At 63.5% G+C, this 15585-nt stretch carries 17 protein-coding genes and 1 pseudogene; 9 read left to right on the plus strand and 9 right to left on the minus strand.

Annotation, left to right across the window (positions count from 1 at the left end; genetic code table 11):
- Positions 1-304: 304 nt before the first annotated feature.
- A complete protein-coding gene (locus AAGA68_26160) occupies positions 305-1123 on the minus strand; it encodes a GC-type dockerin domain-anchored protein (protein ID MEM9388553.1) in 819 nt (272 codons plus the stop codon).
- Positions 1075-1965, minus strand: a complete 891-nt coding sequence (locus AAGA68_26165; GenBank protein ID MEM9388554.1) for a hypothetical protein — start codon at positions 1963-1965, stop codon at positions 1075-1077. The genes AAGA68_26160 and AAGA68_26165 overlap by 49 nt, the downstream gene beginning before the upstream one ends.
- A 253-nt stretch (positions 1966-2218) precedes the next feature.
- Between AAGA68_26165 and AAGA68_26170 the strand changes: the two genes are divergently transcribed.
- The 7 genes and pseudogenes from AAGA68_26170 to AAGA68_26200 all read left to right on the plus strand — a co-directional run bounded on the left by AAGA68_26170 (position 2219) and on the right by AAGA68_26200 (position 7531).
- A complete protein-coding gene (locus AAGA68_26170) occupies positions 2219-3025 on the plus strand; it encodes a crotonase/enoyl-CoA hydratase family protein (GenBank protein ID MEM9388555.1) in 807 nt (268 codons plus the stop codon).
- Positions 3026-3284: 259 nt separating this feature from the next.
- On the plus strand, positions 3285-3782 hold the full coding sequence (locus tag AAGA68_26175) for a Plug domain-containing protein (protein MEM9388556.1): 498 nt from the start codon (positions 3285-3287) through the stop codon (positions 3780-3782).
- Positions 3757-4119, plus strand: a complete 363-nt coding sequence (locus tag AAGA68_26180; GenBank protein MEM9388557.1) for a hypothetical protein — start codon at positions 3757-3759, stop codon at positions 4117-4119. Before AAGA68_26175 ends, AAGA68_26180 begins: the two co-directional genes overlap by 26 nt.
- Complete coding sequence (locus tag AAGA68_26185; GenBank protein MEM9388558.1) at positions 4116-4274, plus strand: hypothetical protein; 159 nt, start codon at positions 4116-4118, stop codon at positions 4272-4274. Before AAGA68_26180 ends, AAGA68_26185 begins: the two co-directional genes overlap by 4 nt.
- A gap of 609 nt (positions 4275-4883) precedes the next feature.
- Positions 4884-5516, plus strand: a complete 633-nt coding sequence (locus AAGA68_26190; protein ID MEM9388559.1) for a hypothetical protein — start codon at positions 4884-4886, stop codon at positions 5514-5516.
- 37 nt (positions 5517-5553) lie between these two features.
- Positions 5554-6231: pseudogene (locus tag AAGA68_26195) on the plus strand (NAD(P)H-binding protein).
- A 199-nt stretch (positions 6232-6430) separates the two neighbouring features.
- A complete protein-coding gene (locus AAGA68_26200; protein MEM9388560.1) occupies positions 6431-7531 on the plus strand; it encodes a DUF2891 domain-containing protein in 1101 nt (366 codons plus the stop codon).
- Between the two features lie 56 nt (positions 7532-7587).
- Here the strand turns inward: AAGA68_26200 and azu are convergent, their stop codons facing one another.
- The 7 genes from azu to AAGA68_26235 form a co-directional block, all read right to left on the minus strand.
- Positions 7588-8037, minus strand: coding sequence for an azurin (gene azu / locus AAGA68_26205; GenBank protein ID MEM9388561.1), 450 nt, complete (start codon positions 8035-8037; stop codon positions 7588-7590).
- Between the two features lie 126 nt (positions 8038-8163).
- Complete coding sequence (locus AAGA68_26210; protein MEM9388562.1) at positions 8164-8451, minus strand: hypothetical protein; 288 nt, start codon at positions 8449-8451, stop codon at positions 8164-8166.
- A complete protein-coding gene (locus AAGA68_26215; GenBank protein ID MEM9388563.1) occupies positions 8448-8786 on the minus strand; it encodes a S24/S26 family peptidase in 339 nt (112 codons plus the stop codon). Before AAGA68_26215 ends, AAGA68_26210 begins: the two co-directional genes overlap by 4 nt.
- Positions 8787-8790: 4 nt before the next feature.
- The gene (sodN, locus tag AAGA68_26220; GenBank protein MEM9388564.1) at positions 8791-9282 is read right to left on the minus strand and encodes a superoxide dismutase, Ni; all 492 of its coding nucleotides are present in this window, start codon (positions 9280-9282) and stop codon (positions 8791-8793) included.
- 471 nt (positions 9283-9753) lie between these two features.
- Entirely contained in the window at positions 9754-11391 is a 1638-nt protein-coding gene (locus tag AAGA68_26225; protein MEM9388565.1) for a PepSY-associated TM helix domain-containing protein, read from the minus strand.
- A gap of 37 nt (positions 11392-11428) precedes the next feature.
- Positions 11429-11746, minus strand: a complete 318-nt coding sequence (locus AAGA68_26230) for a hypothetical protein (GenBank protein MEM9388566.1) — start codon at positions 11744-11746, stop codon at positions 11429-11431.
- On the minus strand, positions 11743-12096 hold the full coding sequence (locus AAGA68_26235) for a hypothetical protein (GenBank protein MEM9388567.1): 354 nt from the start codon (positions 12094-12096) through the stop codon (positions 11743-11745). Before AAGA68_26235 ends, AAGA68_26230 begins: the two co-directional genes overlap by 4 nt.
- Before the next feature lie 329 nt (positions 12097-12425).
- Between AAGA68_26235 and AAGA68_26240 the strand changes: the two genes are divergently transcribed.
- Both AAGA68_26240 and AAGA68_26245 read left to right on the plus strand, forming a co-directional pair.
- Positions 12426-14690: a TonB-dependent receptor gene (locus AAGA68_26240; GenBank protein MEM9388568.1), complete on the plus strand. Its 2265-nt coding sequence runs from the start codon at positions 12426-12428 to the stop codon at positions 14688-14690.
- Positions 14691-14826: 136 nt separating this feature from the next.
- Complete coding sequence (locus tag AAGA68_26245) at positions 14827-15252, plus strand: rhodanese-like domain-containing protein (GenBank protein MEM9388569.1); 426 nt, start codon at positions 14827-14829, stop codon at positions 15250-15252.
- The last annotated feature ends 333 nt before the right edge of the window (positions 15253-15585 follow it).

The raw sequence follows: 15585 nt of genomic DNA on the forward strand, positions 1-15585 counted from the left end.
AACATCGGCGCCGGTGCCAACGGCCTCACCCTCAACTTCCAGGCGCTCGATCTGCGCTCCTGTGAGCTGAGTAACGTGACCAGCACTACCTTCTAAGCAAGCGGAAAATTAGGCGGCATCGGGGCCCGTCCCCGGTGTCGCTCGCGGCAGGGGACGCTCTGAAAGCACTCGCCGGAGTGCTGAGTACGCCGTCAGCATCATGGCCCGGTAGGCGAACCCCGATTTGACGGTGCCAGCCGCGGTCTTCGCCCACGCGCCTACGACGGCTCCCGGCAGTCATCACGGCCACTGGCCATCGCAGCGCTTAGCTGCATCCGTCGCGGAACGCTCGTCGATAGAGCAGCAGGTCGGCGAAGGTGATCTCGCCATCCCCGTTGATGTCGGCCTCCGGTAGCCCGCTACGCAACGCATCGATGAACCCCAGCACATCGTCGCGGTCGGCCACACCATCCCCGTTGAAGTCGGCTACGCAGGCCTCGGGGGTCAGGTCGATCAGCACGGCCGCCATCAGGCGCTCGCCGTTCACAGGATGTTCGACACCGGCTTCGACCAGCACATAGCGCCCGTTCGGACTCATCGCCCAGCTGCTGGCGTTCAAACCGTCGTTGGGCAGGGCAAAGCCCTCGGCGCCGGCGAGCCCAGCACCGATTTCCACCAGGCGCACGCCGTCGAGAGTGCCACCGGGAATGTCGAGAATCAGCTCGCCGCCGTTGCTGAGCTGGACCTCCTCGAAGGTCACGTTGTCGAAGGTGGTAACACCCTCGCGCAGCAACACCCGATCGCCAAGGAATAGGGCGATGTCATCAAAGGGCGTGGCGGGATCGTCGAACCGGCCCGCCCACAGCAGCATTCCAGCCGGATCGAGGTAGTAGCGCAGGGCGCCTTGGGGAGCGACGGTCGAGGTGAGCTGGAAAGAGTCGCCGTCGACGTTCACGAACTGGCGTCCCGCACGGAACACTTCGCCGTTCACCACCAGCACGATACTGCCGAAGTCGGGATCGAAGTCACGGAACTGGCCGCGGAAGAAGTAGTCACCTGCATCGTTGATCGCCACTGCGGAGCCGATGAAATCGTTTAGGCGTTCGTCGGGGAAGTCCAGGGTGCCCTGGTCCTCGGTGGCCACGCGGTGTAGGTATCGTCCTCGGGGTTGAATAGGACGACGCGCGTGTTGTCATTGATGCCGGCGTCCTCCACTTGGAGCGGGAGTATCGTGCGCCCGTTAGGGCTGACGCCGACCTCGTGAGAGGCATCGGTGAAGCTGCGCACTTGCCCGACCCCCTCGATCTGCTGGCCGTCGTAGAAGGGCACGGACACGGCTCGCAGGGCGTCGTCAGGGTCGACCTCGAACAGGCCGCTCGTGCGCTCACCGCCCTGGAAGACGTCGAAGCCCTGGACCACATTGCCGTTGGCGAGGAGTGCGTTGAAGTCGTCGAAGGCGGAGGCGAACAGCGTTCCCGTGCCCGCTTCCAGGCCGTCGAACGCCACGCCTTCAATCCACATGAGGTCTGTATCGAAGCTCGCAGCGAGTGCGAACTGTGCACCGCCGTCGAGGGTGAGGTACTGGACGTTCTGGAACAGCACTAGCTCGCCGTTGAGCGTTGCGATCTCCTCCACGGTGGTGAGCTGGTAGAAGGGGTCATCGCCAGTGAGCTCGGGGAAAAATACCTCACCCGGCTGTCGGTCGAGGCGGTTGATCACAATGCCGTCGTTGCTGAGGATCGCCGGATCCAGCTGATCGGCGCCGCCGCCGCCCGTATTGCCCCCAGTGACCGTATCGACCTCGAGGTACCAGGTACCGTCATTGGCGACGGCCAGATCGCGGATGGTCAGAGCCTCGCCGATGCCCTCCAGTAGGACACCGGTGGTCAGCAGGACCGTGACCCGCGGTGGCGGGTGCTCATCCGTGGGGCTCGCGAGCGCGGACGCGCTGAGGGTAGCGGCGATGATCATCCAGCGGGTGGGCATGGCGGCGGTCTCCAAGCGGTTACGCCTCAGTCTCGCGCCGGATGTTCACGCGGAGATCACGTTTCGCTGGATGGGCGCAGATCGTCACGCGGCAAGTGTTTCGACAGTCATGGCCTCGGGGCCCGTGGCGCCAGCGGCGCTACTTCTGGCCCCAGCCCGTTGAGGCCGCCAGGCCCTGGATGCAGACCCGCCTGGGGCGGAAGCGTCTATGCTTCGGTACTTTCCGACTCTTCTCGCCGCAGGACACGCCTACATGTCATCAAGACTGACCTTGCACGTCGACGATCAGATCGCCCTGGTCACCCTCTCTCGCGCCGACCGCCACAACGCCCTGGACCTGGCGATGTTCGAGGAGATCGACGCAGTCATCAAAAGACTGCGGAAGGACAGATCCCTCCGCGCCGTGGTGGTCACCGGGGAGGGCGAGGACTTCTGCACGGGCATCGACGTGAAGTCGGTGCTCGAGTCGCGCATCACCTCCGTGAAGCTACTGTTCAAGTGGCTGCCCGGTCAGTCGAACCTCGTACAGCGCATCTCCACCGGCTGGCGGGCGATACCGTGCCCGGTGATCATGGCCCTGCACGGACGCGTATGGGGTGGTGGCCTGCAGATCGCGTTGGGTGGGGACTTGCGAGTCGCAAGCCCCGAGACGGATCTCTCCATCCTGGAGGCGCGCTGGGGGCTGCTGCCCGACATGGGCGGCACCCTCTGCCTGCGCGAGCAACTGCCCGTGGATGTGGCTAAGTATCTGGCGATGACCGCGAAGCACATGACCGCCGCACAGGCTCTTCATTACCGGCTGATCACCGAGGTTGCCGAGCAACCCTTGGATCGCGCCATGGCCATTGCCGCGCAGATCAGCTGCCAGTCGCCGGACAGCGTGGCGGCGGTGAAGAAACTCTATAACCGAAGCGCCTGGCACTCCCAACGCTACGCGCTGGCGCGCGAAACCTGGTACCAGATCAAGATCCTGTTGGGGAAGAACCAGCGGACCAAGACCTACCGAGAGCTCAATCCCGACAAGCCTGCCAAGGACTTCGCCGCGCGCATGGACTGGTAGGGACAGGACGCCGGGGAAGCTGATCGGGTCGCCAATGGGTGCCCTCAGGCGCGCGAGGAAGCCCAGGCTGAGGTCCACGCACCTCTTCCAGCGTTTGGCAGCAGTGCGCGGCAGTGTTCTCGGTATCATGTTACGTCGTGCGGCTGGTTCTCTTTCGCATTACTGTTCCGATTCTCCACGTGGCTTCCGGGATCACTCATGCGTTCACCCTCGCCTGCTCTTTGCAGTACTGCGCTGGTCATTGGTGTTCTTGTCGCCGATGTCGCGGAGTTTTCTGCAGCTCCCGGCGACCGCGCGGAAGAGCCCATCGAGGAGACCTTGCTTATCTCATCTCGGCGAAAATCAGTCGCTTGCGCAGATACCACGGGCCGTTCGGGCCCTTGACCGCGCCGATCTGACCCGCTACCAACAGCAGAGCACCAGCGTGCAGGAGATCCTGGGGCGCGTGGTGCCCGGCTTCGCCACACCGAACACGGACGGCAGCGCAGGCCCCCTACCCCCGCGCGGCCGCGATCCCCTGAACCTGATCGACGGCGTGCCGATCGCTACCAACACCAACTGCTCGCGCTTCCTCGACAGGTTCGATCCACTGGGCATCGGCCGCATCGAAGTGGTCTACGGCCCAACGTCGCTTTATGGCGCGGGCGCCACTGGCGGCGTCATCCAGTTTTCACCCGCGACACGCAGTCGCAGAACTGCAGTGAGACTTCGGCACGCAGGTGCGCTCCTACGTGACGGACGAGGACGCACGGTCTGAGGACAGCACCTCCACCAAGGTGTACGGCAGCGTGCTAGGCAACGTGACCGATCACATCAGCGTGTACGGATTCGCTAGCTATGAGGACGTCAATGGCATACGCCGCGCGCAGGGCGATCTGCTGACGGGACGTAGCCAGTTTGCCGAAGACGTGTCGCTGCTTGGCAAGATCCGCGTCGCGCTCACTGACGAGCAGTCGCTGACGGTGCTAGTGAACGATACGGAGCTCACGCCCACCAGCGGGCTGTTCGACCTGGCTTCTGTGCCGGCAGGCGACGGTACGCAGACCGACGCCAAGCTACTCGTGGCTGCCGTGCAGAGCCGGCTTGAGCGATGAGCACCAAACCCACGCTTTCGGTACTTCGTCCACAGGCGCCGTTCGCCCAACCGCTGGTACCACAGTCCCAGCGAGATGAGAGCAAGCACGGTCTGCCGCGCTTCGAGCAGATCGGCGGGCACCTCGCACTCGTGTGTAGTGATCGAATCAAGTAGGGTAGCGTGAGTATCGCGAGTCTCTCGCAACCTTCAGCCCGCGTTTGCTGGTTTGGTGTGGTCATTCCAACACAGCACATCATGGGATGATCCCCACGTTCTTGGCGATGCAAGTTGATGCGATCTCAGCGGGTTGCGCTCTTCTGGATGGACACTAGTTAAGGTCAGTCGGATGGACTTATGCGCTGCCGCGTTGCGCGGACTTGGAACAACCGATGCAGACAGGCGGCTGCGACATGTCCTCCAGCAGCGCCGGCGATCTTTGCGAACAGGACAGCTGGTCGCAGCGGTCGTTAGCGTAGCTGCCTTCCTGGTGGTATTTGCGGCAGTAGGCGCAAACGGCGGCCGTTTCACAGCCGCGAACTTTTTCGCCGCTGCCATATTTTACCGTCTTCTGGCGGCCAGGTTTCAGTTTGCCAACCGGCTGGTGGTGATACTGCGGCCGTTCGGCTCCCCATCGCCTAGGAACTTGACGCTCTCGCGCGCCGTTGGCCGGAGCAGCAAGGGGTTAGCCTTGCCCATTACTGCTCGAGATTCATCCTACGGTGGGCAGCTGAGGAAGGGTTTAAGCTGTTTCGGACGTTCTTCCTCCCGGGGCTGTGTGTCATCGTGGCTTTCTACGCCGCGAGCTACCTGATGCCCGTCCTGACGGCGACGTGGGCGGTGGTTATCGTGCCACTACTCATCGGGTTCGCGTTCTACCTGGCGATCTCAACACTAATGCTTCGTAGCTCGACCACCTACGGCCGGACCCAGAATTGGGAACCCGTCGTTCGCCTACTTGTTCAGCGAGCTAAGAGGGGCTTTAGCGCCAATTCAGAGACAGAAGTTATTGCACTGGACGACGACGTCTGGCGGCAGGCCGTGACCTTGCTGTTGGAGTCTGCAGATGCAGTTGTGGTCGACATCACTGACCTCCGCCCGAACCTTCAATGGGAGCTGGAGGAAGCTTATCGGCGACTTCCCGCCGAATCCATTGTGCTGTGCTGGGAGGAGTCAATTGCAGAGAACAACAGTACGAAAAAGCGCGAGCAGCGCATCCCTGAGCGCCACGCTGACGTGCTGGGCAATGCGATCACCGATGGGCGTTGGCAAAGATCACATGTGTCCACTTATCCACCTCCTGGCAAAGACAGTCGCCTGTTTTGGGGTCTTACTGAGATGGGTCTTTCGTTGAGTATCGCGTACGCGATCGCGGCGTATCCGCCGCCCGACATCAATGCTTTCGGAAAAGGTGATTAGTTTTTCTGGCTGAGTAGCTTTGGTGGCCCTGGGGTGAGTGTCCCGGGCTTCAGCCGCCGCGCCGGAACCGCCTGGCCTGGCCCATCGCCTCCGCCGTGGCAGACGGCTCGGGGCACGGCCACGGCACTCAGCGCTCGACGCTGGCGCCAAGGGACAGGCGATCAGCGAGCAGGCGCTGCAGGCAGGCCATCAGGTGGTGGGCGCGGTCCGCCGACCAGAAACCTTGAAGGACATATCCGGCATCGAGGTGGCGAGGATCGATCTGGCCGATCAGGCGACCTTGGAAGCAGCCATGCGAGGGGCCGACATGGTGATCTCGGCCTTGGGGCACGGCGGACTGAAGGCGTCAGCACAGTTCACCACCCTGTAGAGCGAGGCCACGCGGACCCTGCGCGCGGCGATGCGCGGCACGGGGGTGGCACGCATCATCACCCTGTCTTCCGGCGGCGTGGTCGAGGACCCCAAAGCGCCGGTGTTCTACACCAAACTTCTGCGTCGCTATCTCATCAACACCTACGTCGACATGGCGCGCATGGAGACGCTTCTGGAGGAGTCCGCGGACATCGAGTGGACCTGCGTGCGCCTGACCTACCTGCGCGAGGGCCAATCCAAGCCCTTTCTCGCACGCGAGGGGCAACTTGGCGAGGGGAGCTTCCAGATCCACGTGGTGGACGCAGCACGCTTCGTCTTAGAGGAGCTCACGCGACGCCGATGAGTCAACGGCCATCCGGTGCTCGGCTACGCGTAGGGACAAGGACCACGCGTAGGCGTCGCCTGGCGATGCAAGGTCTCGCCCTTGCTGGCGCCCGAAATACGCTAGCCTTGGGGCCCCGACTAGCCGGGCTGCGCGCAGGGGCCGGTTGTGGCTCACCACGACAGGCGTCTGCCGGCCCATAGACTTGGAGCCAACCCTCTTGATCCGCCTCTACGCCCTGCCAGTGATCGCCACCCTGCTGCTGGCCTCGACCTCCGCGTTCCCCAACGACTCGCCGCCGGCCCCTGAAGAGGCGCTGCTCGACCAGCCGCTCACCTTGGAGCAAGCGAATCGTCTAGCCGGTCTTCCCCTCGCATGTCTGCAGCAGGAGTACCCCAACAAGCTGGGGCAAACGATCGGCAGCGCCGAGGACCTCGGCGAACCGAGCGCACTACATCCGGCCTTCTACGGCTGCTTTGACTGGCACAGTGCCGTACATGGCCACTGGTCCCTGGTAGCACTGCTTCGCCGCTACCCCGACCTCGCCCGGGGCGAGGAAGGACGGCGCATCCTGGCCCAACACTTGACCGCAGCGAACGTCGCGCGAGAAGTGGAGTACTTCCAGGGCGAGCACAACAAGACCTACGAGCGCACCTACGGCTGGGCGTGGCTATTGAAGCTCGATCAGGAGCTGGCCGCATGGGATGCGCCTCTGGCTCAGGAGCTGCACGGCAACCTCCAGCCCCTCAGTGCGCTGATCGTAGAGCGCTACCTCGAGTTTCTGCCGAAGCTCAACTACGCCATCCGCACGGGGGAACACCCCAACACTGCCTTCGGCCTCACCTTCGCCTTTGACTATGCGCAATACCACGGTCACGGCGAGCTATTGGATGCTGTAGGGGTCGCCGCGAGACGCTTCTACGCCGACGATGCGCACTGCCCGCTCACCTGGGAGCCCGGGGGCTACGACTTCCTCAGCCCGTGCCTCACGGAGATCGACATCATGCGTCGCGTGCTGCCGCCGCAGGCCTTCCACCGCTGGCTGCAGCGCTTCTTGCCGGACTTGACCAAGCCCGGCTACACGCTTGCGGTAGGTCGCGTGTCCGATCGCTCCGATGGCAAGCTCGTGCACCTGGACGGGCTGAACTTCAGCCGCGCCTGGGCCCTGATCGGACTCGCCGATCGGTTCCCAGAACGCTACGGACATCTCCTGGCGTTGGCGGGGGAGCACATGGATCACTCCCTGCCGAATCTGGTCGGCGACCGCTACGAGGGCGGCCACTGGTTGGGCAGTTTTGCGCTGTACGCCCTCATGAGGTAACTGCTGCGCAAGGCGGCGTGTCTACACTGTGGCCAACGGGCGACTAGGGCGGCACGCTAGCCGATGGTCAGCGTGCCCTTCATCGCCGCCCAGTGGCCGGGGAAGGAACAGAAGTACACGTACTCGCCCGAGAGTCCCTTCATGGGCACCTCGATGCTGGTGGACTCACCGCCGCCGACGAGTGTCGTCGACGCGATGACCTTCTCGTCGTCCGGTACGTAGTGTTTCGCAGGACCTGCCGCGGGCGCTGCCGCGGTGATCGCATCGAAATCACCGGGCTTTGAGAGCACCCAGTTGTGCCCCATTACGGCGGCGGGCAGCTGGCCCGTATGTTTGAGGTTGATGGTGACCGTCTCGCAGGATGCATCAGGGGTGATCTGCGTGACGCTGTAGGTCAGCGCATCTCCCACCTCGATATCGACGCTGCAGTCGGCGGCGGACGCAGCTCCAGCGAGGCCCAGCCAGCCCGCAGTGGCGATCAATAGGACGGCGCGCGGTGACATCATCAGCTCTTCCTTCCCTAGGGTGTGAACGAATCGTCCTACACCCTAGGGATCGTCCGACCCACCATCCATCCGTACTTGTCGTACTTCCGTAGCGGATTGGCGAGAGTGGTTGCGCCCTAGCGAACCCTATGAACGCACCTCGGACGCGCGCACCGAGGCGCGGCGGCGCCAGCTGCGCACACCGAGTGCAGCCATCGTCGCGCCGACTAGGCAGACGACGATCACCGCGTAACCCACCTCCGTTGCGGGGTGGCTATGCGGGAACGGCGCGTCGTGCGCGTAGGCACTCAGCGCCAGCCCGCTCATCGCGGCCGCGCCAGCGGTACGCACTGCCAGGACCTTCAGCGACTTGTTACTAACCATAGACTCAACGCTCCAATTCAGTTCGTAGTGATCTTCAACGATGTTCATCATTTGGGTATGCGTGCAGCGCGTTGGCTGGGTGCCTTTATGCGCCACACCACTCGGCCTTGAAACGCGCTGCTGGGGATAGCGCCGAGGTCGATCGACGGCATCGACCGCACACCGTCGCCCGCCACGGACCAACGCCCATCTCCCACTTCAGCCTGCAGGCGCTTGATCATCTGGCGACCGTGCGCAGTTCGGAAGCTGACCACGTCCCCCGCCCTGGGAGCGCGACGCCCGGTGTACGGGCGAAGCACGACGTAATCGCCCGCGGCCAGGGCTGGCGTCATGCTATCGCCAGCCACCCGCTGGACGCGCCAGGCAAGAGATGAGGGCAACCGCATGCCCTCAGGCGGGCCGTACGACGTCAATACCGGGCGGGTACGGCGCTGCACGTCGCTCCGTCGCCACCCCCTTGGACTGCCAGAACATCTCTGCAAATTGATTGACGAGCTCAACCAGCTCCTCACCATCCGCTCGGTTGACGCCCTGCTTACAGCGGCTCGCGCACATCATGATGCTGTGGGTCAGTTCGTGCACCTTCGGGTGCGCTTCGATCTGCGGCGCCTTGAAGTAGTCGCCCCAGATGACCCGGATCTCGTCCTTGACCTTGGCCGCCTCCAGTTCCTTGATCGCCACGCTTCGGGCGATGGAGGCATCGCGCTCCAGCCCTGCCGGTTTGCTGGCAGCCTCCGCCAGCACATCCATCATGCGAACCACCGACAGCGCAGCGATTAGCGCCACCGCCGGGTCGTAGATCTTGCAGGGAATGTCGCAGTGGGCGTCGGCCGTGGCGATCAGGCCGAGATCATCGGCGGTACGAAACAAGCGATGGAACATGTCGGGTCCTCAGTGAGTCGATAACAGTGCGCAGCGTAGGCGAGCGCGGTTCTCTGCACGGTCTCGATGACGTGCTGATGCCCTGCTCGTTGTCCGCAAGTGTTGAGGATAGCGAGGTGATCGCTAAGGGCAACGCGCAGGTGGCGAAAGCAGTGATCGCAAAAGGCAGGCGTGCCGCCCAACTCGGCGCTTGAGCACCTGGCTTAAGCAGTGAAGCGCACGTGCTGCCCTGCCCCATGTACCAAGCGCCCGCTGACGAGTGGCTGCTTGCCGGGGCATCATAGCGCGGCCAACGGCCGTTTTCGAACGGTGGGAGATAGCGAGGACACGGGCGTATAAGGCGCCCGATGCGACGCCGTGGCACCGCGCGCATCCTGCACATCCGCCTCGCTTGGACGCCCCTGCGCGCGCCCAGGCGAACTGGCCGAAACACGCGCGAGCGCGCTCAACCGGCAAGCTGTGGTAGCTGCGTCAGTCCGCCTTTGAGCGTGCCGCGGTGACCGGAAGGGCGGGCTGACTCGTCGATGTGCGCGGTTCTCGCGCCTTGCTAGCGCGACGCTCACGACGTTCAGGTCGGGTCCCGGGCAGCTTGATGGCGATCGCAAGGAAGAGCGCCCCTAGGAGCAGGAAGGTCAGGTCCGTGGCGTCGGTGACTGCGTGACCGCTGTTCAGCACCTGCGAGATGCCGCCAGTGGTCACCGCATTCAGCACAGGCAGGCCCATGAGGCCAACAGCTCCGATACCCATTAGGTGACGCGTTGAGGCATAGGTGTTGGGGCGGGTAAACGCGTAGGCGATCGCGAGGAACCACACGGCGAAGTAGGTCCAACCGGTCGTCGACAGTCGCGCTGACTCAGCTCCTGCGTAGAGCTTGTCAAGATAGAAAACGGACACGGTTGCCACCGTGAGCCCCATGGTCACGCCCACGGTAAGCTTGCTCAACACTCCGTAGTACGCCGCGGAGCGCTTACCCTCGCGCCCGTGCAGGCGCCGCTCGATCCACATCACGTTGCCGAGCGCCGTGATCACGCAAAGAGACAGGCCCATAGCCAGATAGAAGAACTTCAGCGATAGGCCGCCGTAGGTCCCGTAGTGAAGGGGCGCCATCGCCGAGTAGGCGCGAAACGGCACGGAGCGATCGTCGGTCGCCACCGAGGGCACGCGCTCACCGGTCACCGCGCTCAGCAGGACGGGCTCGGTGATGAGCAGCTCCGTATCCGCCGGGTACTGCAGCTGATAGGTGGCGTTGTCGTTCCCATAGTTGGCGACGATAACGGTTTCGGGATGCATCCCGTTCACGGGGTTTACGCGGTCGAACATGCCATCGATGGGCAGCATCTCGGCCGGCACGCCGCTCGGTGGGGTTTGTCCGAGGCCCATCACCTCGATCAAGGTCTCCGTGTCGCCCTTCACCACCATGAACGCAATGAGTGGGCCCACCAGGGTGACGATACCGAGCATGGCGCCGGTGAAGGCGATGGTGGCGTAGAACGGAAGCCCCCACAGGCCCGCCACCTTGTGCGTGTCCTGCCAAATCAAGCGGACCTGTCGCTGGAAGCGAAGCGCGAAGAACTCCTGCAGGATCTTGCTGTGCGTGATCACTCCGCTCACGATCGACAGCAGCAGCATGATGCCGGCGAGCCCCACCAAGAACCGGCCAATCTGCCGGCCGCCAAGGGCGTCGGGCCACATCAGATCGCGGTGGAAGTCGAGCAGCCAGATAGCCAAGCCTTCCCCTCGCTCGGGCAGCACTTCGCCCGTCTGCGCATTCCAGCGGCGTTCAGCGAGCACCTGCTCACCCTCGGCATCCTGGGCCGTTAGGTAAGCGTGGTAGTAGGGCTCGTATTCGTTGGGATACCCGATGCTAGTGAACTGGACGCGCCCCTGATCGGGGGTGTTGGCGTCGAGAAACGCCTGATACTGCTCGCCGATGGCGATCGGCTGCGCGGGCACGTCCAGGCGCTGTGCGGGGTCAGCCCACGCGAGAATCTCGTCCCGGGCGAACAGGGCGATACAGCCGGTGAAGGACACGACGAACACGAACAGGCCGAGCGTGATGCCGGTCCAGGAGTGTAGGTCGAAGACGCGAAGGTGACGGGCGCGATCCATGGGGTCTCCGCAGGTCAGCAGATTGAGTTGCAGGCGCTCACGTGGGCGCGCCGGTGAGGGCGACTACACCGACGCTCACCACACTCAAGCCGAGCACGGCGAGCGTGGGCCGCCAGCGGCTTCGGTCCCAGTAGAGCCAGAACTGCAGGCCCACCCAGACGACAGGCATCAGCAAGGCGAAGGAAAATACGCGTCCCCGAAACTCACCGGGGAATACCTTCATCAACGCCGCCGAGATGAGCATGGTGCCGACGAAGGTCCAGACCAACGCGCTGGTAAGGCGAGGCGCCTTCCAGGTGGCGATGCCGAGCCCGAGCAGCACGGCCGCGAGAATGCCCAGTACCACAGGGCTCATGAGGTCATTCCCTTGGCGTCGAGCGCCGACCAGGCGAACAGGACCGCGACCATCCCGGTGCTTGCGATACCGGTCAGCACATGTCGGCTGGGCGCGACGGCGGTGACTACCAAACTGATGATGCCCGCCAATGAAAGGAGCACGAGCCAAAGGGGAATCGCCCTCTCAAGTCCGACCGTTGTGGTCATCAGGGCGAGAACGACGAACACCAGCACCCAGCTCGCCCACCGCACCACTTGTTGCAGCGGCACGTTGTCCTTCAGCGGTACCAAGTGTGTGCGCTTCGGGCTGGCTTGGAACAGCCCCACGCAGGCGAGGTAGAGCAAGCAGGCGCTAGTGGCAACAACCATCGTCGATCGTCTCGGGTTTGGGGGTCGGCAAAAGGGCTGTAGCTGGACAATTCGGCGAGCCGAGCCTAGAGCAAAACCCCATGTTCAACAACACCTCCCCCCAGCCTGTTCGGCCTACCACCGCGGGCTTGCTTTGGAAGCCAACCAACAGCCCGATAGGCAACTCGCGTAACGCCCAGCGGGCGACTCGAAGATCGTTGGCCAGGACTTCAGATTCTGTCATCCCGGTACTGTATTGCAAACACGAATCATTTAGACTCGCGCGCCTCGCGGGAGCTCAGAACGAGTCCAACTCCCCTGCTAACACATCAATACTTCAAGGAATACCGATGCGGCACCACGTCCTCCGCACCCCGCTGGCAATGACCCTAATCGTCTGCTCGACGGCGAACTACGCGCAGAACCCTGATCTCGAAGAGGTCATCGTCACCGGCACGAAATCGGATAAGACGCTGCAGGAGACATCGATCTCCGTGGAGCTATACGACGAATCGCGGATCGACCGTAACGTCGCCTTCAGCCTTGAGGACTTGTATGCACGCACGCCAAACGTGTCCTCCTTCGCAGGCGGGAGCGCCGGCGACATCTCCATTCGCGGCGTCGGACGCAACGGCGTCGGCGGCGCCGGCACAGGGGTAACCTCCAATATCTACGTGGACGGCTCCCCGCTCAGCTTCGTTGGCACGGCGGGCATCAACAGCCTTTGGGACATCGCCTCGGTGGAGATCCTGCGCGGCCCCCAGTCGACGCTGCAGGGACGCAACTCCCTCGCCGGTGCGGTGGTCGTGAATACTAAGGACCCCACCTACGATTGGGAGTACGCCGCTCGCATGCGCTACGGCAACCTGAACGAACGCCAGTTCTCCGGCGCCATTTCCGGCCCGCTGATCGAGGACCAGATGGCCTTCCGCCTCACCGCCGACTTCCAGGGCATCGACGGCGAACCGGACAACTTCTTCACCGGCGAGCCCGCCCAGATCCGAGAAGGTCTCAGCCTGCGCGGCAAGTTGCTGTTCGAACCGAACGCCCTCTCCGGACTGCGCATCGAGCTGATCACCGACTACATCGAGACGGACAACGGCGACTTCGCCAACTTCGGCATTCCCTTCGCCGCCGACGACCCCCAGTTCAGGGAGTTCGATTTCGCCGAGGAAGACAGCTTCACCGCCCCGGATGTGTCTACCCGAGAGGCCCTGCGCTTCGTCGGTGACATCCGCTACGAGATCAACAACACCTTCGACATCGTGGCGATCACCACCTACGAGGACTCCACCAGCGAGGGGATCTTTGGCGACCCTGCCGCCCCTGGCCAGTTCCCTAACGGTACCGATAGCTCGAATATGCAGTCGAACGAGATCTTCTCCCAAGAGCTGCGCCTGAACTTCAGCGCCGGCAAGTTCTCCGGCTGGGTGGGGGCGTACTACTACGACGATACGCTCGAGTCCGAAACGCTCTCAAGCCTACTGGTCGCCAACGCGGCGTTCCCAGCGCCGGTCGATCCACCGGACTCGATCGCCATTCTCACGCTGACCAATAACTCTGCGACGACCAACTTCGCCGCCTTCGCTCAGCTCGCCTACGACATGAATGAACGCTGGTCCTTCGAGGTTGGCGCGCGCTACGACGATGAAGACTTCGAGACCACCGGCTTCCTCGTGCGCGGCAGGGCCGAGCCGGAAACCTGCACGGTCTTCATCCCGGATCCGATCCCCTGCGTGGCCCTGCTGCCGCCAGCGAACCTCGACCCCATCCAGGAGGCAAGCTTCAACGCCTTCCTGCCGCGCGTGGGCGTGACCTACAACATCGACGACTCGCGCTCCCTCTCCTTCGGCGTGCAGCGCGGCTACCGCGCGGGCGGTGCCTTCCTTCGCGTCGCCCCGGACGGTGCTGAGCTGGGCAGCTTCGACGCCGAGTTCCTCACCAACTACGAACTCGCTCTGCGCGCCGAGTGGTTCAACCGCCGCCTCACCACCAACATCAACCTGTTCTACGCGGATTGGGAAGACCAGCAGCTCACCATCCCCGGCCCCTCCAACACCCCGCTGGACACGCTTACGGTGAACGCGGGAACGTCGGAGATCTACGGCTTCGAGATCGCGGCCTTCGGCACGATCACCGACCGCATCGACGGATTCGCCACCATCGGCTACCTGAATACCGAGTTCACGGACTTCCCCTTCGCCATCTCGCCCCCGGCAGCGGCTGGCAACGCATTCGAGAACCTGGCCGGCAACGAGTTCCCCCTTGCCCCCGACTGGCAGATCTCGGCGGGCCTGAGCGCGGACATCACCTCGCGCGTGTTCACGGACGTCAACGTCAACTACACCGCGGGCCAGTTCTCCGATCTCACCAACCTGCCGCTCAACGAAGTAGACGGCACCGTGCTGATGAATGCGCGCCTGGGCTACCGGGCGGATCGCATCGAGGTGTTCGGCTACGTCGACAACCTACTCGATCAGCGCCGTATTACGAGCAACAACAGCGCCAGCGTCGACACTGGCACCGGCAACGAGCAACTGTTCTTCGTCGGCACCTCGGTGGTGAACATCAACCAGCCGCGTCGCTTCGGCATTGCGGCCAGCTTCCGCTTCTAGCGCGGCGCCTCTAGCGCAGGCAGCTACTTCCGTTGGTGGGACTCGATGGTCCCGCCAACACCGTACACGGTGCGACCATAGCGAACCGTGCGCTCCCTGCGATAGGCTCTAGACTGCCCCTTCTCGAGGAGCCTTCATGATGCGCGCAAGCTTGCCTACGGGATCGATAGCACTGTTCAGCCTGGCCGTCATGGCGCTGGGGGCATGCGTCGACAGCGAAATGGGCGACGCCTCGGCGATCCCTGAGATCACCGCCCGCGAGATCACCCTCACCACGCCGGACGTCGTCATCCTCGACGTGCGCACGGCCGCCGAGTTCGCTGCCGGTCACGTGCCCGGCGCGATCAACATAGACGTACAGGCCAAGGGGTTTGACAACCTCGTCGCCGAACTCGATCGCTCAAAGACCTACGTGGTGCACTGTGCCGCCAACGTCGAGAGCGGTCGCAGCACGAAGGCCCTGGCAACGATGGACGACCTCGGCTTCGACCACCTGCAGAGCTTGCAGGGCGGCTTCGTGGCATGGGCCGAGTCCGGCAGCCCCGTCAGCACCACCCCCTGAGCCGGCAACCTTGGTGGCCTGTCCCTGCAGTTTCGAAAGTGCTGGGACAGACCACAAGCAGCCTCTTGAAATGCCTCATGCGGCACGATCCGGCGTTGGACATCGACTCAACACGCTTATGTACCACTCGCACAACGCGCTCTTTTGATTTCCGCCTTGTCTCGCACGTGCCTGAGACTTCTTCAACAGGCGACTAGCCTGGATTATTCATGAGCCAAAAGAGAAGAAGGCCCTCGATGTGTTAGAAAGGTGTTACGACACAGCACTTTCGGACACAAAAAAGACCTTCCAATGGACGACGTTACCACAGCGCAGGGTGCACTGTTCAACACA

The sequence above is a fragment of the Pseudomonadota bacterium genome, from assembly GCA_039193195.1.
Taxonomy (GTDB): domain Bacteria; phylum Pseudomonadota; class Gammaproteobacteria; order Steroidobacterales; family JBCBZW01; genus JBCBZW01.

Bases quoted from the DNA above. Each gene is read 5' to 3' on its own strand.
- AAGA68_26165 (MEM9388554.1), bottom strand. From the start codon at position 1,965: ATGCCCACCCGCTGGATGATCATCGCCGCTACCCTCAGCGCGTCCGCG.
- AAGA68_26170 (MEM9388555.1), top strand. From the start codon at position 2,219: ATGTCATCAAGACTGACCTTGCACGTCGACGATCAGATCGCCCTGGTC.
- AAGA68_26175 (MEM9388556.1), top strand. From the start codon at position 3,285: ATGTCGCGGAGTTTTCTGCAGCTCCCGGCGACCGCGCGGAAGAGCCCA.
- AAGA68_26185 (MEM9388558.1), top strand. From the start codon at position 4,116: ATGAGCACCAAACCCACGCTTTCGGTACTTCGTCCACAGGCGCCGTTC.
- azu (MEM9388561.1), bottom strand. From the start codon at position 8,037: ATGATGTCACCGCGCGCCGTCCTATTGATCGCCACTGCGGGCTGGCTG.
- AAGA68_26210 (MEM9388562.1), bottom strand. From the start codon at position 8,451: ATGATGAACATCGTTGAAGATCACTACGAACTGAATTGGAGCGTTGAG.
- AAGA68_26215 (MEM9388563.1), bottom strand. From the start codon at position 8,786: ATGCGGTTGCCCTCATCTCTTGCCTGGCGCGTCCAGCGGGTGGCTGGC.
- sodN (MEM9388564.1), bottom strand. From the start codon at position 9,282: ATGTTCCATCGCTTGTTTCGTACCGCCGATGATCTCGGCCTGATCGCC.
- AAGA68_26225 (MEM9388565.1), bottom strand. From the start codon at position 11,391: ATGGATCGCGCCCGTCACCTTCGCGTCTTCGACCTACACTCCTGGACC.
- AAGA68_26230 (MEM9388566.1), bottom strand. From the start codon at position 11,746: ATGAGCCCTGTGGTACTGGGCATTCTCGCGGCCGTGCTGCTCGGGCTC.
- AAGA68_26235 (MEM9388567.1), bottom strand. From the start codon at position 12,096: ATGGTTGTTGCCACTAGCGCCTGCTTGCTCTACCTCGCCTGCGTGGGG.
- AAGA68_26240 (MEM9388568.1), top strand. From the start codon at position 12,426: ATGCGGCACCACGTCCTCCGCACCCCGCTGGCAATGACCCTAATCGTC.
- AAGA68_26245 (MEM9388569.1), top strand. From the start codon at position 14,827: ATGATGCGCGCAAGCTTGCCTACGGGATCGATAGCACTGTTCAGCCTG.